The sequence below is a fragment of the Jilunia laotingensis genome (assembly GCF_014385165.1).
GTDB lineage: Bacteria > Bacteroidota > Bacteroidia > Bacteroidales > Bacteroidaceae > Bacteroides > Bacteroides laotingensis.
Genome location: NZ_JACRTF010000001.1, coordinates 2,286,123 through 2,307,211, shown reverse-complemented (window position 1 = coordinate 2,307,211; position 21,089 = coordinate 2,286,123). Strand labels below are relative to the sequence as shown.

The 21,089-nt window shown below is 45.7% G+C and carries 21 protein-coding genes; 6 read left to right on the top strand and 15 right to left on the bottom strand.

What is annotated here, in order from left to right; genetic code table 11:
* Positions 1-73: 73 nt before the first annotated feature.
* The 5 genes from H8744_RS08735 to H8744_RS08715 all read left to right on the top strand — a co-directional run bounded on the left by H8744_RS08735 (position 74) and on the right by H8744_RS08715 (position 5,627).
* Positions 74-1,042 (top strand): tetratricopeptide repeat protein, encoded by a 969-nt coding sequence (locus tag H8744_RS08735; protein ID WP_262434464.1) that lies wholly within the window; start codon positions 74-76, stop codon positions 1,040-1,042.
* A gap of 365 nt (positions 1,043-1,407) precedes the next feature.
* A complete protein-coding gene (locus H8744_RS08730; protein ID WP_262434463.1) occupies positions 1,408-2,256 on the top strand; it encodes a prephenate dehydratase in 849 nt (282 codons plus the stop codon).
* Positions 2,231-3,436 carry a pyridoxal phosphate-dependent aminotransferase gene (locus H8744_RS08725; protein ID WP_262434462.1) on the top strand — a complete coding sequence of 402 codons (1,206 nt, stop codon included), beginning with the start codon at positions 2,231-2,233 and terminating at the stop codon, positions 3,434-3,436. Before H8744_RS08730 ends, H8744_RS08725 begins: the two co-directional genes overlap by 26 nt.
* 286 nt (positions 3,437-3,722) lie before the next feature.
* Entirely contained in the window at positions 3,723-4,787 is a 1,065-nt protein-coding gene (locus H8744_RS08720; RefSeq protein WP_262434461.1) for a bifunctional 3-deoxy-7-phosphoheptulonate synthase/chorismate mutase type II, read from the top strand.
* A 66-nt stretch (positions 4,788-4,853) separates the two neighbouring features.
* Positions 4,854-5,627: a prephenate dehydrogenase/arogenate dehydrogenase family protein gene (locus H8744_RS08715; protein WP_262434460.1), complete on the top strand. Its 774-nt coding sequence runs from the start codon at positions 4,854-4,856 to the stop codon at positions 5,625-5,627.
* A 155-nt stretch (positions 5,628-5,782) separates the two neighbouring features.
* Here the strand turns inward: H8744_RS08715 and H8744_RS08710 are convergent, their stop codons facing one another.
* A complete protein-coding gene (locus H8744_RS08710; protein WP_262434459.1) occupies positions 5,783-6,706 on the bottom strand; it encodes an Rpn family recombination-promoting nuclease/putative transposase in 924 nt (307 codons plus the stop codon).
* A gap of 170 nt (positions 6,707-6,876) precedes the next feature.
* Between H8744_RS08710 and dnaG the strand changes: the two genes are divergently transcribed.
* On the top strand, positions 6,877-8,910 hold the full coding sequence (dnaG, locus tag H8744_RS08705) for a DNA primase (RefSeq protein WP_262434458.1): 2,034 nt from the start codon (positions 6,877-6,879) through the stop codon (positions 8,908-8,910).
* 540 nt (positions 8,911-9,450) lie between these two features.
* Here the strand turns inward: dnaG and folE are convergent.
* From folE to H8744_RS08635, 14 genes are all read right to left on the bottom strand, one after another.
* Positions 9,451-10,032, bottom strand: coding sequence for a GTP cyclohydrolase I FolE (gene folE / locus H8744_RS08700; RefSeq protein ID WP_262434457.1), 582 nt, complete (start codon positions 10,030-10,032; stop codon positions 9,451-9,453).
* A gap of 7 nt (positions 10,033-10,039) precedes the next feature.
* The gene (locus H8744_RS08695) at positions 10,040-10,483 is read right to left on the bottom strand and encodes an SPOR domain-containing protein (protein ID WP_262434456.1); all 444 of its coding nucleotides are present in this window, start codon (positions 10,481-10,483) and stop codon (positions 10,040-10,042) included.
* Positions 10,484-10,539: 56 nt separating this feature from the next.
* The gene (gene tpiA, locus H8744_RS08690; RefSeq protein WP_262434455.1) at positions 10,540-11,295 is read right to left on the bottom strand and encodes a triose-phosphate isomerase; all 756 of its coding nucleotides are present in this window, start codon (positions 11,293-11,295) and stop codon (positions 10,540-10,542) included.
* A 51-nt stretch (positions 11,296-11,346) separates the two neighbouring features.
* On the bottom strand, positions 11,347-12,708 hold the full coding sequence (locus H8744_RS08685) for a BT_3928 family protein (protein WP_262434454.1): 1,362 nt from the start codon (positions 12,706-12,708) through the stop codon (positions 11,347-11,349).
* Positions 12,698-13,240 carry a DUF1599 domain-containing protein gene (locus tag H8744_RS08680; protein WP_262434453.1) on the bottom strand — a complete coding sequence of 181 codons (543 nt, stop codon included), beginning with the start codon at positions 13,238-13,240 and terminating at the stop codon, positions 12,698-12,700. Before H8744_RS08680 ends, H8744_RS08685 begins: the two co-directional genes overlap by 11 nt.
* A gap of 191 nt (positions 13,241-13,431) precedes the next feature.
* The gene (locus H8744_RS08675) at positions 13,432-14,316 is read right to left on the bottom strand and encodes a M23 family metallopeptidase (RefSeq protein WP_305067358.1); all 885 of its coding nucleotides are present in this window, start codon (positions 14,314-14,316) and stop codon (positions 13,432-13,434) included.
* A 17-nt stretch (positions 14,317-14,333) separates the two neighbouring features.
* Entirely contained in the window at positions 14,334-14,798 is a 465-nt protein-coding gene (gene ndk / locus H8744_RS08670) for a nucleoside-diphosphate kinase (protein ID WP_262434451.1), read from the bottom strand.
* A gap of 221 nt (positions 14,799-15,019) precedes the next feature.
* Entirely contained in the window at positions 15,020-17,116 is a 2,097-nt protein-coding gene (recG, locus tag H8744_RS08665) for an ATP-dependent DNA helicase RecG (RefSeq protein ID WP_262434450.1), read from the bottom strand.
* Positions 17,104-17,772 carry a 2-C-methyl-D-erythritol 4-phosphate cytidylyltransferase gene (locus tag H8744_RS08660; RefSeq protein ID WP_262434449.1) on the bottom strand — a complete coding sequence of 223 codons (669 nt, stop codon included), beginning with the start codon at positions 17,770-17,772 and terminating at the stop codon, positions 17,104-17,106. Before H8744_RS08660 ends, recG begins: the two co-directional genes overlap by 13 nt.
* Before the next feature lie 4 nt (positions 17,773-17,776).
* On the bottom strand, positions 17,777-18,328 hold the full coding sequence (locus H8744_RS08655; RefSeq protein ID WP_262434448.1) for a DJ-1 family glyoxalase III: 552 nt from the start codon (positions 18,326-18,328) through the stop codon (positions 17,777-17,779).
* Positions 18,329-18,352: 24 nt separating this feature from the next.
* Positions 18,353-19,189 carry a TonB family protein gene (locus H8744_RS08650; RefSeq protein WP_262434447.1) on the bottom strand — a complete coding sequence of 279 codons (837 nt, stop codon included), beginning with the start codon at positions 19,187-19,189 and terminating at the stop codon, positions 18,353-18,355.
* A 3-nt stretch (positions 19,190-19,192) separates the two neighbouring features.
* Positions 19,193-19,612, bottom strand: coding sequence for an ExbD/TolR family protein (locus H8744_RS08645; protein ID WP_262434446.1), 420 nt, complete (start codon positions 19,610-19,612; stop codon positions 19,193-19,195).
* 8 nt (positions 19,613-19,620) lie between these two features.
* Positions 19,621-20,343: a MotA/TolQ/ExbB proton channel family protein gene (locus tag H8744_RS08640; protein WP_262434445.1), complete on the bottom strand. Its 723-nt coding sequence runs from the start codon at positions 20,341-20,343 to the stop codon at positions 19,621-19,623.
* Entirely contained in the window at positions 20,343-21,056 is a 714-nt protein-coding gene (locus H8744_RS08635) for a pyridoxine 5'-phosphate synthase (RefSeq protein WP_305067467.1), read from the bottom strand. Before H8744_RS08635 ends, H8744_RS08640 begins: the two co-directional genes overlap by 1 nt.
* Positions 21,057-21,089 lie beyond the last annotated feature (33 nt).

Here is a 21,089-nt window from a genome sequence, read left to right as displayed (position 1 = left end):
AGAACTGAACCGTATCATTATCAAAACTATTTTCCTTACATTTGCAGTCAGAATCAAATAAACACATATACATATGCCAAACTTCTTTAAATCTTTCTTCTCCGGAAAGTCCGACACACCGGAGAATGAAAAGCAGAAAGCTGATCAAAAGAACTTTGAAATCTTCAAATACGACGGGTTACGTGCGCAACGCATGGGACGGCCGGATTATGCCGTGAAATGTTTTACCGAAGCCCTTGCCATTGAAGAGGATTTTGAAACTATGGGATATCTGAGCCAGATTTACATCCAAATGACTGAATTGGATAAAGCCCGAGAAATACTGAACCGCATGGCTGAAATGGAACCTACACTGACTTCCACTTTCCTTACCATTGCCAACGTCTGCTACATGCAGGAAGATTATGAAAGCATGGAAGCCGCTGCCACAAAAGCCATCGAACTGGAAGAAGGAAACGCCATGGCACATTACCTGCTGGGCAAAGCCATGAATGGAGCGGGCAACGATCTCATGACCATAGCCCACCTGACCAAAGCGATCGTTCTGAAAGATGATTTCACCGAAGCACGCCTGTTGCGTGCAGAAGCATTGCTGAAAATGAATCAACTGAGTGAAGCTTCCGAAGATATAGATGCTATCCTCGCCCAAAATCCGGACGAAGAAGCAGGTATCCTGCTCCACGGAAAACTGAAAGAAGCGGAAGGAAAACCGGAAGAAGCGGAAGCGGATTACCTTCATGTCACCGAAATGAATCCATTCAATGAACAAGCTTATCTCTACTTGGGACAACTTTTCATTACGCAAAAGAAGCTATCCGAAGCTATCGCCCTTTTCGATGAAGCCATCGACCTAAACCCCAATTTCGGAGCTGCCTATCATGAACGAGGACGGGCCAAACTCCTCAACGGAGATAAAGACGGCTCCATAGAGGACATGAAGAAAGCACTCGAACTGAATCCGAAAGAGAGCGAAAACCTGAACGGACAATTCGGCAATCAAGCAGAAAAGCCAAGCGACAGCGTGTTTGGAGGATTGATTTAGACAAACCTAAATACGGGTTCCTAAACTCGGGAAGAAAGATGAGCGAAATTTAAGCAAGCACCAACCGGAGCAGCCTCTAACAAAAAGAACAAAATCATAGCAAATGCAAAAAAAGATCTCTTTTTGCTTGCATTTAAAAGAAAAGTATTACTTTTGTCCCGTAATCAAAACAGAAGCATGAACGTTATGAACATATTCACTTTTACATATTACTTCTTTTTTTACTTTTACTTTAGCCAGAAAGTAGAGCGGGAGTTTGTATGTATCAAGTGACAGTGATGCTTAAGAACTGAATGAGTAAAGTAATCATATGAATCCCGCTCCGAAATGGATGCGGGATTTTTTTATATATATCATCAAAGGAAATGAAAAAGATAGCAATTCAAGGGACACTCGGGTCATACCATGACATCGCCGCGCACAAGTACTTCGAAGGGGAGGAAATAGAGTTAATCTGTTGTTCTACTTTCGAAGATGTGTTCCAGTCCATTCGCAAGGACAGCCAGGTCATCGGTATGCTCGCCATCGAAAATACCATTGCCGGAAGCCTGTTGCACAACAATGAACTATTACGTAGCAGCGGCACACAGATCATCGGTGAATACAAACTACGCATCTCGCACAGCTTCGTTTGCCTGCCCGAGGAGGACTGGGACGATATCACGGAAGTCAACTCCCACCCCATCGCCTTGATGCAATGTCGCGAATTCCTGCAACAACATCCGCAGATAAAGGTAGTCGAAGGCGAAGACACGGCACTAAGTGCAGAAATCATCCGGACAGAGAACCTGAAAGGTCATGCCGCCATCTGTTCGCGGGCTGCCGCCGAACGCTATGGGATGAAAGTGTTGCAGGAAGGCATCGAGACAAACAAACACAACTTCACCCGTTTCCTGGTAGTGGCCGATCCGTGGCAAGTAGATGAGATCAGAAGAAACCAGTCGGCGGAGACCAACAAGGCGAACATCGTATTCACCCTGCCGCATACCGAAGGCAGCCTCTCGCAAGTTCTCTCCATCCTCTCGTTCTACAACATCAACCTGACCAAAATACAGTCACTCCCCATCATCGGGAGGGAATGGGAATATCAGTTTTACGTGGACGTGTCGTTCAACGACTATCTGAGATACAAGCAATCCATCACCGCTATCAGTCCATTGACCAAAGAACTTAAAATATTAGGCGAATATGCAGAAGGAAAATCAAACCTATAATATCGCTCCGGCAAACAGGCTGGCAAGCGTAAGCGAATACTACTTTTCAAGAAAGCTGAAAGAAGTGGCACAGATGAATGCCGAAGGAAAAGATGTCATCAGCCTGGGCATCGGCAGTCCTGACATGCCGCCTTCGGAAGTGACGGTCAAGACGCTTTGCAGCGAGGCGCAGAACCCGGACGGGCACGGCTACCAACCTTCCGTCGGCATCCCCGAACTCCGCAAGAGCTTTGCCGGATGGTACAAAAAGTGGTACGGCGTGGAATTGGATCCTGCCAACGAAATTCAACCGTTGATCGGTTCGAAGGAAGGCATCCTGCACGTCACCCTGGCTTTCGTCAATCCGGGCGAACAGGTGTTAGTGCCCAACCCGGGCTATCCGACGTACACCTCGCTCAGCAAAATCCTGGGTGCGGAGATCGTGAACTACAACCTGAAAGAGGATGAAGGTTGGCTGCCGGACTTCGATGAACTGGAACGGATGGATCTGAGCCACGTGAAACTGATGTGGACCAACTATCCGAATATGCCGACAGGTGCCAACGCCACGATGGAGATGTACGAACGCCTGGTAGATTTCGCCCGACGGAAGAACATCGTCATCGTGAACGACAATCCTTACAGTTTCATCCTGAACGATCGTCCGTTGAGCATCCTCAGCGTTCCCGGGGCAAAAGAGTGCTGCATCGAATTCAACTCGATGAGCAAAAGCCATAACATGCCGGGGTGGCGTATCGCGATGCTGGCTTCGAACGCCACGTTTGTTCAGTGGATTCTGAAAGTGAAGAGCAACATCGACAGCGGGATGTTCCGAGCCATGCAACTGGCGGCAGCCAAAGCTTTGGAAGCAGATGCCGAATGGTACGAAGGAAACAATCATAATTACCGGAACCGCCGCCATCTTGCGGGAGAGATCATGCAGACATTAGGATGCACCTACGATGAAAAGCAGGTGGGGATGTTCCTGTGGGGAAAAATCCCCGCATCGTGCCGGGATGTAGAAGAGCTGACGGAGAAAGTGCTGCATGAAGCCCGTGTTTTCATCACCCCGGGATTCATATTCGGAAGCAATGGAGCGAGATACATACGGATTTCACTTTGTTGCAAGGATGAGAAACTGGCGGAGGCATTGGAGAGGATTAAAAAGCTGCCACTCCCTGCACCCTCTGTCGAAAGATGAAGAATGAACCAGAGATATCGATAGCATGCAACAGAAAAAACGATTCCAATCATGCAAGTGATTATACATCTCATTATGAATCATTTAAACCCCATTTATCTGCTATCAATATTCGGTGTAATGACTATTAATCTCGAGCGGGATAACCATTAATATCCAGCGTGATGGTTCTTAATATCCAACGCGATAACCATTAATACCCGACACGCTGGTTACAGATAACCAACAAGCAAGGTATTCATACCTTGAAAACGAAGTATAAACAACAGTAATAGAGCTAAAATATATGGAACTCGAATCTATTTTACTACCGGGCATTGAAGCCAAGCGACCCATTGTCATCGCAGGCCCCTGTAGTGCAGAAACAGAAGAACAGGTAATGACCACTGCCAAGGAACTGGCAGCCAAAGGACAAAAAATATTCCGTGCGGGAATCTGGAAGCCCCGTACCAAACCGGGAGGCTTCGAAGGTGTCGGAGTGGACGGACTTGCCTGGTTGAAAGAGGTGAAGAAGGAAACAGGCATGTACGTTTCCACCGAAGTGGCTACCGCCAAACACGTGTATGAATGCCTGAAGGCCGGCATCGACATCCTTTGGGTAGGTGCCCGCACCACCGCCAACCCGTTTGCCGTCCAGGAAATTGCCGATGCGTTGAAAGGGGTAGATATCCCTGTACTGATCAAGAATCCGGTCAACCCGGACCTGGAACTGTGGATCGGTGCTTTGGAACGTATCAACAACGCTGGTTTGAAACGTCTGGGAGCCATCCACCGGGGGTTCAGTTCGTACGATAAAAAGTTGTACCGCAACCTGCCCCAGTGGCACATTCCTATCGAACTACGCCGCCGCCTTCCGGAACTCCCGATCTTCTGCGACCCCAGTCACATTGGCGGGAAACGCGAATTGATAGCCCCGCTTTGCCAACAGGCAATGGACTTGAATTTCGACGGACTGATCGTAGAAAGCCACTGCAATCCGGACTGCGCATGGAGCGATGCTTCCCAACAGGTAACACCGGACGTGCTGGATTACATTCTGAACCTGCTCGTCATCCGTAAAGAAACGCAGAGTACGGAGAACCTGAGTCTGCTGCGGAAGCAGATCGACGAATGTGACGATAACATCATTCAGGAATTGGCGAAACGTATGCGCGTGGCACGTGAAATCGGAACCTACAAAAAGGAACATGGTATCACCGTCCTTCAAGCCGGACGCTACAACGAGATTCTGGAGAAACGTGGCAACCAAGCCGAACAATGCGGCATGGACAGCGAATTCCTGGTCAAAATATTTGAAGCGATACACGAGGAATCGGTACGCCAACAGATGGAGATAATTAATAATTATTAATTTTTAATTACCCATTATCCCCCTTCTCCTCGTTTTTCATTATTAATTTTTAATTATTAATTCTCCATGCGGATATTAATTCTCGGAGCCGGTAAAATGGGCTCCTTCTTTACAGATATACTAAGTTTTCAGCATGAGACGGCTGTTTTTGATGTCAATCCGCACCAGTTGCGTTTTGTATACAACACTTACCGTTTCACTACGTTGGATGAGATCAAAGATTTCGAACCCGAACTGGTTATCAATGCGGCAACCGTTAAATATACGCTGGATGCTTTTCGCACCGTATTGCCGGTATTGCCGAAAGATTGCATCATCAGTGATATCGCCTCCGTGAAAACCGGATTGAAAAAATTCTATGAAGAGAGTGGATTCCGTTATGTCTCCAGTCATCCGATGTTCGGCCCGACCTTTGCCAGCCTCAGCAATCTGAGTAGCGAGAATGCCATCATCATCAGCGAGGGCGACCATCTCGGAAAGATATTCTTCAAGGATCTCTATCAGACGCTGCACCTGAACATTTTTGAGTACACATTCGATGAACATGATGAAACGGTAGCCTATTCGCTTTCGATCCCGTTTGTTTCTACGTTCGTATTTTCCGCCGTAATGAAACATCAGGAGGCCCCGGGAACGACTTTTAAAAAACACATGGCGATTGCCAAAGGATTGCTGAGCGAAGACGATTACCTTTTGCAGGAAATCCTTTTTAATCCCCGTACTCCGGCACAAGTGGAGAATATACGTACCGAGCTGAAGAACTTGCTGGAAATCATCAATAATAAGGATGCGGAAGGGATGAAGAAGTATCTGACGAAAATAAGGGAAAAGATCAAATAAAGGCAATATTCTTCTTTATCATAGACGAATTTGCCAGTCTGATCGTAAAAGATGTCTTCATAGTGAAGCAAAACAAAAAGAACGGACAATAAATAAACATATTCTTGTCCGTTCTTATATTAATGCATGCACACATGTGCCATATTATAAATAACTTAAGTTAGTTTTTCAATTTCATCAACCGACAAGCCAGTACACTGTGAAATTACCGCAATGTCAACTCCAGTTGTTTTCATATTACGGGCAATCGTCCGTTTAGTTTCCAATTCTCCCTCGGCACGTCCTTCAGCAAGCCCTTCGGCAAGCCCTTCAGCACGGCCTTCCAATTTTCCTTCCAACTTACCTTCGATCAATTTCGTTTCCAACAAACTTTTCTGATACCTCACATTTTCCTGATGTCTCAGGTAAGCTTTGCGCTCCTCTTCATCCAGGTCATCTATGCGAAGACGGTTTCGTGCCTCAAGCAATCCTTCGGCATTGACATGCTCGTCTATCTCCCCGGTCTTGAGGAAAAGAATCCATTCGTCAAGCGGTGTTACAGCATGTCTGTCAAAATCATTCACGCGCAGCACATAATACTCAGGGAAAAGCTCACCGGCTTCACGACGAATAAACTTTTGCTGCTGGGCAACGGAAAGTTGCAGCACATCATCGTTATGAAGCCCACGGAACACAGTATATCCATGATAGACATAATCTTCCCCTTGTCCCAAATCGAAATAGACTATATTAACCGAATACACTTTATGCACCTGATCATAAGGGTCACCCTGGTTGATATATTCCGCAATCGCTTTGCAAGTGCCGTAAAGCATCCGGTGAAAATAATCCACCTCGCTACTATTCTGCACCTCGATAATAATCAGTTCCCCCTTGCTGTTTTCCGCCAACATGTCCACCCGGTTGAACTTATCCTCAAAACGATCCTGATTGCCCTCGCTCTCCAATATACGTTCAATACGAATTTTCTCACCCAGCAACGTGGTGAGGAAACCTTCCAGTATGACAAAATTCGACTTATTACGGAGCAACCGCTTGGCAGCCCAGTCGAAACGTACTAAACGCGGACTATTACCCATAATGATTTATTCTATTGATTATTATATAAGTTGTAACACAACAAAGATAGGAAAAGTTTATAAACAAAACAAACAATAATGCGCATGATTTAACCGAACCAACGGGCTTCGCGATTTGATTTTAACGAAAATATCCAGTACCTTTGCATGGCTAAACAAAGGAACGTTTCATGATAGACCAGCCCACCATAGACCGCATTATCGATGCCGCACAGATTGTAGATGTCGTATCGGAATTCGTCACGCTGAAAAAGCGCGGGGTGAACTATGTCGGACTGTGCCCTTTCCATAGCGACAAAACTCCTTCGTTCTACGTCTCGCCCGCCAAAGGGCTATGCAAATGTTTCGCCTGCGGAAAAGGAGGAAATGCCGTGCATTTCATCATGGAGCATGAGCAGATGACGTATCCCGAAGCCCTGAAATTCCTGGCGAAGAAATACAACATCGAAATCAAGGAACGGGAACTGACCAGCGAAGAAAAGATGGTGCAGAGCGAACGTGAAAGCATGTTCATCGTCAACAACTTCGCCCGCGATTATTTCCAGAACATCCTCCACAATCATGTGGACGGACGCAGCATCGGCATGGCTTACCTGCGCCAACGCGGTTTCCGGGACGACATCATCGAGAAGTTCCAATTGGGATATTGCACGGAAAGCCATGATGCCCTCTCACAAGAGGCGCTCCGCAAGGGATACAAAAAGGAGTACCTCGTCAAAACCGGACTTTGTTATGAAACGGATGACCACCGCCTGCGCGACCGTTTCTGGGGGCGTGTCATCTTCCCCGTACATACCCTTTCGGGAAAAGTCGTGGCGTTCGGTGGCCGCGTACTCAGTAGCCAGACCAAAGGGGTCAAGGTGAAGTACGTCAATTCGCCCGAATCGGAAATCTACCATAAAAGTAACGAGTTATACGGCATTTATTTCGCCAAACAAGCGATGGTGAAGCAGGACCGGTGCTTCCTGGTAGAAGGTTATACGGATGTGATATCCATGCACCAGTCAGGGGTGGAAAATGTGGTCGCCTCTTCGGGAACGGCACTCACTCCGGGACAAATCAGGCTGATCCACCGTTTTACGAACAACATCACAGTACTCTATGACGGAGACATGGCGGGCATCAAGGCTTCCATCCGGGGAATAGACATGTTGTTGGAGGAGGGAATGAATATCAAAGTTTGCCTTTTACCGGACGGAGACGATCCCGACTCATTCGCCCGGAAACATAATGCAACGGAGTTCCAACAATTTATCCAGGAACATGAGACGGATTTCCTCCGGTTCAAAACCAGCCTTCTGCTGGAAGATGCCGGTAAGGACCCCATCAAACGGGCGGAACTGATCAACAGCCTCGTACAAAGCATTTCAGTGATCCCTGAAGCCATCGTACGCGATGTTTACATTAAGGAATGCGGGCAATTGCTCCATGTGGAAGATAAATTGCTGGTTTCCGAGGTGGCCAAACGCCGGGAAGCCTTAGCTGAAAAGGCAAATAAGCCGACCTATAATAATACACCCGATGCAACGGCAGAGGTTCCGGGAAGTGACCTGGCGGGAAATGCCGTTCCCCCACCCTTCCCGCCTGAAGAGGGAGAAAACCTCGATACGTACCAGTCATACATCCCGCAGGAAGGCAAAGAGGGACAGGAATTCTACAAATACGAACGGTTGATTATCCAGGCAGTGGTGCGCTACGGAGAGAAAATCATGTGCAATGTGGAAGACGAGGAAGGAAAAGAGGTTCCCATCAGTGTCATCGAATATGTCATCAACGACTTAAAGGAGGATGACCTTGCTCTGCACAATCCAGTTCACCGCCGCATCCTTTCAGAGGCAGCATCGCACATTCACGATTCCGGCTTTGTCACCGAACGATATTTTATCGCTCATCCCGATCCGGCAATCAGCGCAGTAGCTACCGAACTTGCAAGCGACAGGTATCAACTAAGCAAGTTCCATTCCAAAACGCAGAAGATCATCACCGATGAAGAACGCCTCTTCGAATTAGTCCCCATTTTGATGATTAATTTCAAGAACGCCATCGTTGCCGCGGAGCTGAAGCATATCATGTATGCCCTGCAAGACCCAGCCATTGCGGAGGATGACGAGAAATGCGCTGCCCTGATGCAACGCCATAAGGATATGAAAGAGATCGAAAAACTGATGGCAAAGCGGCTGGGAGACAGGGTGGTGTTAAGATAAGAAAAAGAGACGAAGGAAGAGTAAAGAAGGAGGAATTGAGTGAAAATAGTTTACACTAATAAGTAGCAGAAGCCATAGTAAATACCCGGCACCGAGGAACACTTTGCTGCTCACCGATGAAGGGACTGTTGCTCACCGATGAAGAGATCGTTCATCACCGAGGAACAGGGTGTTCATCACCGAGGAAGAAAAGCGACCAAAATATTTTGATAATCAAGCATTTATATCCTGCATTTCAGAAAAGACTTATCCAAAACAGCAATTTTACAAGTCATGTGCCTAACTAAAGAACTGGAATATTATTTGACAATCTTCTTCTATTTTTGAGCGATTATCTTTTTATCATTCGATCAATGAAGTATAAAACTCCGCCCCATTGACAGAATTCACAAACGACGAAGATTCAGAGGATTTGCCAAAAGAGACTTTCAAAAGAGACTGACAGGAGTAACTGCATCTCAAATTTCCCCTCTTCATTCTCTCTTATCAACTCTCAATACTTCTTTCTTCCCTCTTGATTCTAAACTTTTCCCTCTTACTTCATCGATTAATCAAATCCATAAACTCTTCCCGAGTTTTTGCCTGATTGAAAGCACCTGTAAAGTCGGAAGTAGTCGTAATGGAATTTTGCTTCTCCACACCCCGCATCTGCATACACATATGTTTAGCTTCTACTACGACCATGACCCCCAGCGGGTTCAGCGTTTCTTGAATACATTCCTTGATTTGCAAAGTCATTCGTTCTTGTACTTGCAGACGATGAGAGAAGATATCGACCACGCGGGCAATCTTGCTCAAACCGGTGATATAACCATTGGGAATGTAAGCTACATGCGCCTTTCCGTAAAACGGAAGCATGTGATGTTCACAAAGAGAAAAGAAATCAATGTCCTTGACAATCACCATCTGGCTATATTCTTCCTTGAACTTGGCCGAACGAAGCACTTCATGCGGGTCCATATGATAACCTTTGGTCAGACTCAGCATCGCTTTTGCCACCCTTTCCGGAGTCTTCAACAAACCTTCTCTTTCGGCATCCTCGCCCAATAAGGTAATAATACTGTGATAATGGCTTTTCAATTCCTCCAGATTTGGAGAGACTATTTCTTCTTTTCCTAACATAGTGAGTTTATAAAGGAATATTTATTTGATCTTTGACAATGGACACTTCCCTGAAAATGCCGGTGGCTCTCAACTTGCGCATCATGGCATCCGCTTCTTCGATACTGCGGAAATCACCGACACGGCACAACCAACGGGGGGATGTGAAAAACGTATAGGTCTTCAAATCCGGAAAATATTCATTCACTTTCGAAGCTACATGAGTGGCTTCGCTACGGGCAGCACGGGAATTGTTTCCGGCATATACCTGTACACGATATCCTGACGATTTCAGCACAGTCTGATCACCGCCAACCTTATGTTCGGTTCCTAACAAAGCTTCAATACGAGGATCCTGGTGAATAGTCACCTTTCCCTGTCCCGGAACATAACGTTCCAGACTCTTCACAATGTTCTGAGACTGCATGTTGACAGCAAAAACAGATAGCAACAAAAGTAAAATAATACGCATGGCAAGTGGAAGGTTAAAAGGGAAGAATTCTTAATTCTTCCCTCTTCATTCTTATTTTATTTAAACGCATCGATAATTCCCTTGAAATCGGCAACCTTCAAAGCAGCGCCACCGATCAAACCACCGTCAACGTCCGGGTTGGCAAACAGTTCTTTTGCGTTAGAAGGCTTGCAGCTTCCACCATAAAGGATAGAAGTATTGTCAGCGATCTCTTTACCATATTTTCCGGCAACGCAAGAACGGATGAACGCATGGATTTCCTGAGCCTGGTCAGGAGTGGCAGTCTTGCCAGTTCCGATAGCCCAAACTGGTTCGTAAGCCAAAATAATCTTTGCAAAATCTTCGGCAGACAGATCGAATACGGAAGCCAGCTGTGCGGCAACCACTTCATTCTGCTTGTTGGCCTCACGCTCTTCCAACACTTCGCCAATGCAGAAGATAGGAGTCAGACCGTTAGCTAAAGCCAATTTCACTTTCTCTTTCAGGATCTCGACTGTCTCACCATAATAAGCGCGGCGTTCCGAGTGGCCCAAAATAACGTATTTTGCACCGGTCGAAGCAACCATAGCGGCTGACACTTCTCCTGTGTAAGCTCCTGATTCCTTGTCGGCACAGTTTTCTGCACCTACGCCAATCACAGCAGCGTCAACGATAGGAGTGACAGAAGCCAAGTGGATGAATGGCGTACAGATCACTACATCGCAATTAGGTTTGTCAGCAACCAATGCTTCATTCAGTTCTTTTGCCAAAGCAACGCCCTCTTGGAGGGTTTTGTTCATCTTCCAGTTTCCTGCAACAATGTTCTTTCTCATTTTGTCTAATTATTAAAAGGGTTAATGATCAATTATATATCAAAATCGGGCTCAGACAGGATTATCATCCTTAGACTCCTCCTGATTTAATGCACTTTCGCGAATAAGGCGAGCGTTTCTCCTTCTGAGTGCTTCGCTTTTCTTCTCCCGACGTTTTATCACCAAAACGTCCAGTCCCAGCACCAACAACAACGGAACAGCGAACCAAAGGAATACATAACCGATTGTCCTTCCGTCACTTACCTGCTTCTGTTTGCCCAAGGCCAGACTTTCCAGCTTTCCCGACAACTCATACTCATCGGGCAGGTCGGCATCATTCCACTTATTCAGGATGACTCCGTTCCTTATCAGCATCAGTCCCGGATTAGAACGAACCATCGTTTTCAACGTGATATCATCTACCATGCAAAACGGATATTCCGCACCGGTCTTGTCACGCCATATCTCTATCTCTTCATCCGGAGAGGAGGTCAGGCAATAAAAGCGATATCCGTTCTCCACCGAATAGTCATAGATCTCATTTATCAGATCGATATTGCTATCGTCGGCATTTTCTATCCTGTGCGCCACCAACAGGAAGGTATAGTTCATGTCGGTCAGCACATCGTCTGTAATATCTTCGTCCGTAGCCTGCTCCACCAATGAGAAATCGTGAATAGGAGGTTCGTAACCTTTTTCCTTCAGCACGGTACGGGTATCGACAAACGTCCAAGTACTGTCCGGATAATTCTCAAGTGTAAACTCCTTCCTCACTCCGTCTTTTTCTAAGACAAAAGTCGTTTCATAGACGCTTGGCTTTGCACCCTCCGGCATCGCCATTCCTTCCGGAATGCTCTTTCCTATCTTATAGGGGCGAAAATCCAAAATCGGCAGATGTGCCAAGCAATAGAAAGAGAGAGAGAATACGAACAAAATGGTATACAAAGACACAAGCCATTCCGTCTTTGCCGTTATAAAACGTAAAATCAGTTTTTTCCATCGGAAGGTAGATATGGCGGCAATGAGTAACACGATATTCTTCCCGAAAGTCTCCCAGTTGGTCAACACCCAAGCATCACCAAAACAGCCACAATCGGAAACGGGATTCTCCAATGCCAGATAAAGTGTCAACGGTGTCATGAAGACCATGATCAAAAGAGCCAGCGTGGTAGTCACCGTTTTCCGTATCCCGAAAAACATACATACCCCAACCGAAAACTCAAGCGCTGACAAAAGGATGGCTGCCAATATAGGGAAAAAGGATGGTAGCCAAGAGGTCATTCCAAAGGCTTCGAGATAGTCTTGTATCTTGTATTGCGACCCCAATGGATCGACAGCTTTTACAAAACCGGAGAAGATGAACGCGAACGCCAGCAGAAAACGGCAGACGTTTGTCCAAACCTTCAGGATAATATTTAAATTCTCAACCTTCAAATTCTATCTTTATTAACCCAAACACGGAATAATTGATCATGTCCATGTAGTTCGCGTCAATACCTTCGGACACCAACGTATCGCCTGCAAGACTCTCTATCTGTTTGGTGCGATAAATCTTCATCAAGATCAGATCGGTATACGAACTGACACGCATACTGCGCCACGCCTCGTCATAATCATGATTCTTGGCAAGCATCAATTCAAAGGCGGTTTTCGCATACTTGTCATAAAGCACCATCGCCTCTTCATTGCTGATATCTGCCGATTCGGCATATCCCAATTCCAACTGGATCAACCCGATAATACCGTAATTGACAATGGCAATGAACTCCGAACGAATACCTTCATCGATCAATGCCACCCCTTTGGTCTCGATACAACGGATGCGGTTGGCCTTGATAAAAATCTGGTCAGTAACTGAAGCCGGACGCAAAATACGCCATGCAGCACCGTAATCGTGCAGCTTCTTGGAAAATAAGTCACGGCATAAGGCTATGACATGTTCAAATTGTTGCCTGGTATCTTTCATATCCTTACAAATAGGACGCAAAGGTACAAATAAATAAAGAAAAACGAAAAAGGAGGTAGTGAAATTAGGAATTGTTTGAAGTTACAGCAACGGTGAATAAAAAAAGAGAACGCGCCAAAAGTAAAAGCAAACAAGGGGATGACTTTGCTGCCATCCCCCTTAGAATATATAAAAGATTTGTACTTATTCTTTTAAGAGCAACGTAACACCTGTCCGATACGGAGAGTTGTCTTGGTCGTTATACGGTTTAACTTGCACAAAGTACTGACAGACACCCCACGTAACTTAGCAATACGAGACAATGTATCGCCACTCTTTACCTTATGATATCTGATCGTTCCGTCACTAGCCAACTGGTTATCATGTGATCCACCGGTCTTGCCGCGCTGGTAACTTTTTGCTTTCTTGAACGTATAAGTATCTGCTACGATGTCCTGATTGGGAAAGTCGAACATATAAATGGGATTGATAGCTATCCCGAGAAAACGTGTTTCAAAATGCAGATGTGATCCTGTTGAACGTCCTGTATTACCGCCTAAGCCAATCGGCTCACCGGCCTTTACTAATTGATTCTCTTCTACTATTTGTTTTGACAAATGACCGTAAATGGTTTCCAAGCCGTTATCATGACGAATCACGATGTACTTGCCATATCCACGACGTTCATATTTCACGATACGCACCTTTCCATCAAAAGCAGCAACGATGGTATCACCGATGTTCACTTTCAAGTCAAGCCCGTTATGCATCCGTCTCCAACGTGGACCGAAAGGAGAGGTGATACGTGTGCTGGGTGTAGGCATACAAAACCCGGTCAAATCGATCGTATAAGTTTCGGGGATAATAACATCCTTGCCATAAGAATGTGCATACTGGTTATTCCAGTTCGGGTATAGGCTCAATGCCGGATATTCGGATTGCTCAGCACGAATCTGCTTTTGCAAAGCCAAGGAGTCTACTGATTTTAATTTTTTGTCAATGGGAGCCTGGCGGGCGATCAAGTCCTGAGAGAAAGAATTCAAGCTGATCATTGCCGTCGCGGCGATTAAAACTGTTTTAATACAATTGAAATTCATTCGTTTCGTTCATTCGTTTAATATTCGTCATTCGCGTACAGGTAATCGAATGTAGCCTGCTTGTAGTCGAATATTTCTTCTGGTTTAAAGAATCTGGTTAACTCGACCGCAGCGGTTTCCGGTGAATCGGAAGCATGAACGATGTTCTCTTGGAAACTCATGCTATAATCACCACGGATGGTACCCGGTGCTGCCAGACGTCCGTTCGTCGGGCCAGCCAACGTGCGAACTGTTTGAATTGCGTCCACACCTTCAAAACAACAAACAATGACAGGAGCTGTCATCATTGAATCTTTCACTCGCTGAAAGAACGGTTTCGCACTCAGGTGGGAATAATGCTCGCTTAAAACTTCATCTGTCAGTTTAATCATCTTCATACCGGCCAGACGTAATCCCTTACGCTCGAAACGATGAAGAACTTCACCTACCAATGCCCGTTGAAGGGTACCAGGTTTTAGAATGACCAGTGTTTTCTCAATCATGACATGCCAGCTTTCAAAGTGTTAAACGATACATTTCTTACAAAATTCTTTCAAAGATAGCTATTTCTATGGAAAAGCCGGATAATTCCTTAACTATTTTTTTGTACAGTCGAGGAAGTTCCGTCCGCAACACCCACTCTAAAGTACTATAAACAGGGGGACTAAGGCAAAAACATGTTTTGCAACATATTCTATCAATTAGACGCGTGTTTAACCGTTTTTCAGCTTATCGAAGCCCAATTAACGTTCGTCTTACGGAGTGCCCTCAGTTGTTGCCAAAGAATATCATTCTCCGGGTTGCGCGATTCAGGATCAGTTTCCACGATGCTTTCAGCAATACCACGTACGTATTGCAGCAATTGTCCGTCACGGGCAATATCGGCTATCTTCAAGTCAAAAGCAACACCGCTCTGCTGGGTACCTTCCAAATCCCCCGGTCCGCGCAATTTCAGGTCGGCTTCGGCTATCTCAAAGCCATCATTGGTACGTACCATGATTTCAAGCCTTTTCCGGGTTTCTTCCGTCAGTTTATAGTTCGTTACCAGAATGCAATAGGATTGATCGGCACCACGTCCCACACGACCGCGAAGTTGGTGCAGTTGCGACAGTCCGAAACGTTCCGCATTCTCTATGATCATCACCGAGGCGTTCGGCACATTCACCCCCACTTCTATCACGGTGGTAGCTACCATAATCTGGGCTTCACCCGAGACGAAAAGCTGCATCTGCTCGTCCTTTTCGGCAGGCTTCATCTTGCCATGCACTTTACAGACGCGGCAGTCCGGAAATTCCTCACAGATATGCAGGAATCCCTCTTCCAGATTCTTCATATCACTCTTCTCACTCTCCTTGATAAGCGGATAAACAATATAGACTTGCCTTCCTTCGGCAATCTGTTTATGAACCGATTGATAAAGGCTTTCACGCCGATTATCGAACTGATGAAAGGTTGCAATCGGTTTGCGTCCGGGAGGAAGTTCGTCTATCACAGAGACATCCAGGTCTCCATATAAAGTCATCGCCAATGTACGTGGAATAGGCGTAGCTGTCATAACCAGCACATGAGGCGGCTGAACATTTTTGCTCCATAACCGTGCCCGCTGGGCCACTCCGAAACGATGCTGTTCGTCAATTACGACAAAGCCGAGGGAAGAAAAATGAACCGTATCTTCAATGACGGCATGAGTGCCGATCAGGATATGCACATCACCGGTCAGCAAGGCGGCAAGTATCGCTTCTCTCTTTTTGCCTTTTACAGAACCCGTAAGCAGTTCTACCCGGACATTCATCCCGTAAAGTAATTCCTTGATCGTCTCATAATGCTGGTTTGCAAGAATTTCCGTAGGTGCCATCATACAAGCCTGATATCCATTGTCCAAGGCGAGCAACATGCTCATCAATGCCACCAACGTCTTTCCACTTCCCACATCTCCTTGCAGCAAACGATTCATTTGACGGCCTGAACCGACATCCTGGCGAATCTCCTTCAATACTCGTTTTTGCGCACCGGTCAATTCAAAGGGAAGATTGCGGGAATAAAAAGTATTGAATATCTCGCCTACCGTCTCGAATACATAACCCCTGTATTTCCGTTGCCTGTCCTTGGCATATCGTAGGATGTTTAACTGCACATAAAACAGTTCTTCAAATTTCAGACGGTACTCCGCCTTTCTTTGATGCTCCGGGTTGACAGGAAAATGAATATTTCGCAGGGCGTCGGTAAGCGGCATGAGGTGATGGTCGGACAAGATTTTTGGGGATAATGTTTCCGGCAAGGGTTCTTGTATCTGTTGAAGCACGGAAACCATCATCTTGGCAATGGCATGCGAGTTGAGGAAGCTGCGCTTCATCTTCTCAGTTGTGATATAATAAGGTTGCAGCCCTGCCGCTGTCAGTTTCAGTTCCGAAGTTTTGTCTATGTCGGGATGGGCAAGATTAATTCTACCACCGAACACGGTGGGCTTGCCAAATACTATGTATTCCTCATGAACTTTATATTTGCCGATAATGAACTTGATTCCTTGGAACCACACCAAATCGACCACTCCGGTACCATCGGAGAAATGGGCGATCAATCTCCGTTGACGACCTTCACCAATGGTTTCAAAGCCCAAAATTTGCCCCTTCAACTGTATATAGGGCATGTTTCCGTCTATCTCATGGATATAATAAATACGGCTACGATCGACATATTTATAAGGAAAATAATAGATAAGATCGTGTACGGAGAAAATGCTCAACTCCTTGTTGAGTACGGTAGCTTTTTGCGGGCCTACGCCTGATATATATTTTATGTCACGAGTAGTCAGATCGAACATTCTATCAAAGCACTGCTTATTTTCAAGTCGAAAGGAGTGGTTATTTTTATGTTTTCACGATTGCCCTCAGTGAGGTATACGGGTATCCCCATGGCTTCTACTACAGACGCGTCGTCTGTAAAAGATGGAGTGTACTCCTGCGCATATGCCTCTTTTAGAAGAGCAGTGTCAAACACTTGCGGAGTTTGTACCAGCTTATAATCGTCACGATTCACGGTCTCGCTGCCCGTTTCCGTCAAATGCCGCACCGTTTCAACCACATTGATCACTGGAATAACCGCTCTTTTTGCCAATGCCATCTCATAACAGCGTCCGATTACTTCTTGCGAAACAAATGGACGCACACCGTCATGAATGCCTACCAACCCCGGTTCCGCATAATGAAGTCCGTTTTTCACGGAATGAAAGCGTGTTTCACCGCCATTGGCAATAATATGGTCTATTGCAAACTGGTGTTTAACGCAAAGTTCTTTCCAGTATGGCTGTTGTTCCCTTGGCAATACAAGAACAATTCTTATCTCTTTGTCAAAACGGTGAAATGCTTCGATAGTATGCATCAATACGGGCTTACCCCCGATAGGAAGAAATTGTTTGGGGAGATCACTCCCCATACGCAACCCCTTTCCACCAGCCACAATCAAAGCGGTACGAGTCATATTATCAACGTTTTACACACATTGCCTCTACCAGTTCATCGACTTTGTCTTTACCGACAAGCTTTTCTACTATCGCCAAAGCAAAGTCCATAGCCGCACCCGGCCCCATTGCCGTAATGATATTACCATCCGTCACAACCGACTCATTTGTACATTCAGCACCTTCCAGATATTGTTCAAAGCTGGGATAACACGTAACGCGACGTCCCTTCAGCAAACCTAGTTTTCCCAATACCATCGGAGCAGCACAAATAGCAGCAATCGGTTTATTGTTTTCTGCAAACTTCAGGATCAATTTACGCAATCCTTCGTGCTTATCGAGTGTAGCGGCACCGGGCATCCCCCCTGGTAAAAGCAACAGCTCGGCATCCTGGAAATCGCAATTCACAAAGTTCACGTCGCAAAGCACTGAAACATCGTGTGCGCCAACTACAATCTCATCCGGTGTCACAGACACTATTTCCACATTCAATCCCGCACGTCTCAACGTGTCAATGGCTGTGAAGGCTTCAATTTCTTCAAATCCGTCTGCAAAAAAAGCATATACTGTTCCCATAATCTTATATATTGATTTATATCTTTATCTCAAATTAAAATAGTATGTAATCGTACCGGTTTGGTTATTAATGCCGTCTACAGCGTTGAAACGAGCTTTCTTCGCAGCGTCTTCAGCAGCCTTTCGTAGTGCGGCATTCACCGTATTGGTCTGGCGGTTAATACTGGTGGCAATTACATGTCCTGCTGGGTTCACCGTGATTGATACGACCACACGACCTTCCTCTTGTACATTATATATAGGCCGGGGCAGACCGCCTTCACCTATAGAACGCCCTCCGAGGTCAAATGTTCCATAACCTCCCGTACCAGTCGTGGCACCTGTCGAGGAATTACCGTTTTTACTACCTTCCACTCCGGTTCCACTTTCTGCCGTACCTTTACTTCCTCCCATTTGGGCACCTTTTCCAAAAGCGCCAGAAACACGTTTGGCAGCAGCTTCAGCGGCTGCTTTCCGTTCTTGTTCTGCTTTTGCTTCAGCCAGCCGTTTCGCCTCCGCAGCTTTCTCGGCAGCGGTCTTCTCAGGTTTCTTCACCTCTTTCGGTTTTTCTTTCTTTGGTTCGGCCTTCGGTTTTATTGTTACGGTCTCCTCTTCCGTCTGAGTGATCATCTCTTCCTCCACTGTTTCCTGTGGTTCAGCTTCGAGAACTTCCTCCGGTGGAAGCACATCGACATCTACCATCGTAGAAGGATCATAATTTCCTTTTGCAAGATCCACATCTCCCATCATCACGGGGACACCTCCCTCTTCCTGACTATCGGGCACAGTGAAACTCACCAGAATCAAAAGAGCAATGAAGGCCACATGCACCAACACAGCACCCAGCATACCTACATATTCACCCTTTTTCTTTCTGTCCATTATCTAATTATTCGTTTCAGGCGGGCGGGTAGCCAGCACCATTTTAAAATGATTCTCGTTCGCAATATTTAGTACTTTCACAATCTCACGGTAGGGTACTGTTTCATCTGCATATAGTGCCACAAACATTTCAGGCTCTTTGTCAGCACAACTTTGCAGAAAAGGAGTCAACTCTTCCAACGTCAGGGAATGTTCCTTTTCATTTCCAAAAGCTGCGTAGAAATTCAAGTCTTTATCAATAATTACCCTAGTCAAAGGCTTCGCAGAAGTCTGCTGTTTTCCCTGTGGGAGTAAAACCTTAATCGCATTAGGCGACACGACCGTAGAAGTAATCATAAAAAAGATCAGCAACAGGAATATGACATCCGTCATGGACGCCATACTGAAACTAGGCGATATTTTAGCTCTTCGTTTTAATGACATCTGGATAGTTATTTCTGTGCCGGTTCATTGAGTAAATCCATGAAAGCCATCGTTTTCGACTCCATCTTGTTAACAACCCGATCTACCAGCATAACCAGGTAATTGTAAGCGAACATAGCAATAATACCTACGATAAGACCACCCACCGTAGTAATCATTGCTTCATAGATACCACCGGACAACAAGGTTATATCAATATTGCCACTTCCAGCATTAGCCATATTGTAAAAGGCACGCACCATGCCTGTCACTGTCCCAAGAAAACCCAGCATAGGTGCCCCACCTGCGATAGTCGCCATTACGGGTAGACCTTTCTCCAACTTGGCTACCTCTATATTTCCTACATTTTCTATAGCGGCCTGTACATCATTTACCGGACGCCCCAAGCGGCTGATGCCTTTCTCAATCATTCGGGCAGACGGTGTATCGACGGTACGGCAATAATTGATAGCTGCCTTTATCTCACCACTATGGATATAATCTTTAATCTTATCCATAAACATAGGATCCTCCTTGTTGACTTTCCGCAGGACGTACATTCTTTCAAACAAGATATAAAAACATCCGACAGACAACACGGCAAGTACAATCATGATCCAGCCGCCCTTAATTGCCATATCGAGCATATTCATCTCTGCCGGTGTACCTACAGGGGTAAGTACCGGATTGGCTGTAGCCAGTGAATCGGCCATATTTGCAGCCCCTTGGGCTAATAATAACAATGTATTCATCAGCGAAGACAATTTTTATATTCCTGAATGGTACGTTCCAATCCCAGATAAAGTGCATCACTTATCAAGGCATGTCCGATAGAAACTTCATCGACCCAAGGAATGTTTTTATAAAAGTAATTCAAGTTCAATAAACTTAAGTCATGGCCTGCATTTAGCCCGATACCAAGTTTACGCGCCACCTTGGCAGCTTCTACAAACGGGGCGATAGCGGCTTCCGGACCTTTTGGGAAATTTGAAGCATAAGGTTCTGTATAAAGCTCAACCCGGTCGGCTCCTGCCTTCGCTGCATACTCGATCATTTCGGCATCAGCCGACACGAATACGGAAGTACGAATCCCCGCTGTATTAAATTCATCCAACACTTCTGTAAGAAACTCCTGATTAACCTTCGTATCCCAACCTGAATTAGAAGTAAGCTGCGTTGGAGAGTCGGGCACCAAAGTTACCTGATGAGGTTTAACCTTCAACACGAGATCTATGAATTCGGGAGAGGGATAGCCTTCTATATTAAATTCAGTCCTAAGCAACGGACGCAAATCATATACATCTGATTTACGGATATGCCGTTCGTCCGGTCGCGGATGAACCGTAATGCCATCAGCACCAAAACTCTCACAGTCAAGTGCTACTTTTACCACATTCGGAACATCTCCGCCACGTGCATTTCTTAAAGTAGCCACTTTATTTATGTTCACACTTAATCTAGTCATCATTACATGAATTGTTTGCTGCAAAAATACAAA

What these genes read in the sequence shown, in the direction of transcription:
- H8744_RS08660 (WP_262434449.1), bottom strand. Translation starts at nt 17,772, where the DNA reads ATGACTCGTACCGCTTTGATTGTGGCTGGTGGAAAGGGGTTGCGTATG.
- tpiA (WP_262434455.1), bottom strand. Translation starts at nt 11,295, where the DNA reads ATGAGAAAGAACATTGTTGCAGGAAACTGGAAGATGAACAAAACCCTC.
- ndk (WP_262434451.1), bottom strand. Translation starts at nt 14,798, where the DNA reads ATGATTGAGAAAACACTGGTCATTCTAAAACCTGGTACCCTTCAACGG.
- H8744_RS08730 (WP_262434463.1), top strand. Translation starts at nt 1,408, where the DNA reads ATGAAAAAGATAGCAATTCAAGGGACACTCGGGTCATACCATGACATC.
- H8744_RS08645 (WP_262434446.1), bottom strand. Translation starts at nt 19,612, where the DNA reads ATGTCATTAAAACGAAGAGCTAAAATATCGCCTAGTTTCAGTATGGCG.
- H8744_RS08720 (WP_262434461.1), top strand. Translation starts at nt 3,723, where the DNA reads ATGGAACTCGAATCTATTTTACTACCGGGCATTGAAGCCAAGCGACCC.
- H8744_RS08695 (WP_262434456.1), bottom strand. Translation starts at nt 10,483, where the DNA reads ATGCGTATTATTTTACTTTTGTTGCTATCTGTTTTTGCTGTCAACATG.
- dnaG (WP_262434458.1), top strand. Translation starts at nt 6,877, where the DNA reads ATGATAGACCAGCCCACCATAGACCGCATTATCGATGCCGCACAGATT.
- H8744_RS08725 (WP_262434462.1), top strand. Translation starts at nt 2,231, where the DNA reads ATGCAGAAGGAAAATCAAACCTATAATATCGCTCCGGCAAACAGGCTG.
- recG (WP_262434450.1), bottom strand. Translation starts at nt 17,116, where the DNA reads ATGTTCGATCTGACTACTCGTGACATAAAATATATATCAGGCGTAGGC.
- H8744_RS08635 (WP_305067467.1), bottom strand. Translation starts at nt 21,056, where the DNA reads ATGACTAGATTAAGTGTGAACATAAATAAAGTGGCTACTTTAAGAAAT.
- H8744_RS08715 (WP_262434460.1), top strand. Translation starts at nt 4,854, where the DNA reads ATGCGGATATTAATTCTCGGAGCCGGTAAAATGGGCTCCTTCTTTACA.
- H8744_RS08735 (WP_262434464.1), top strand. Translation starts at nt 74, where the DNA reads ATGCCAAACTTCTTTAAATCTTTCTTCTCCGGAAAGTCCGACACACCG.
- folE (WP_262434457.1), bottom strand. Translation starts at nt 10,032, where the DNA reads ATGTTAGGAAAAGAAGAAATAGTCTCTCCAAATCTGGAGGAATTGAAA.
- H8744_RS08680 (WP_262434453.1), bottom strand. Translation starts at nt 13,240, where the DNA reads ATGAAAGATACCAGGCAACAATTTGAACATGTCATAGCCTTATGCCGT.
- H8744_RS08655 (WP_262434448.1), bottom strand. Translation starts at nt 18,328, where the DNA reads ATGGGAACAGTATATGCTTTTTTTGCAGACGGATTTGAAGAAATTGAA.
- H8744_RS08640 (WP_262434445.1), bottom strand. Translation starts at nt 20,343, where the DNA reads ATGAATACATTGTTATTATTAGCCCAAGGGGCTGCAAATATGGCCGAT.
- H8744_RS08710 (WP_262434459.1), bottom strand. Translation starts at nt 6,706, where the DNA reads ATGGGTAATAGTCCGCGTTTAGTACGTTTCGACTGGGCTGCCAAGCGG.
- H8744_RS08675 (WP_305067358.1), bottom strand. Translation starts at nt 14,316, where the DNA reads ATGAATTTCAATTGTATTAAAACAGTTTTAATCGCCGCGACGGCAATG.
- H8744_RS08650 (WP_262434447.1), bottom strand. Translation starts at nt 19,189, where the DNA reads ATGGACAGAAAGAAAAAGGGTGAATATGTAGGTATGCTGGGTGCTGTG.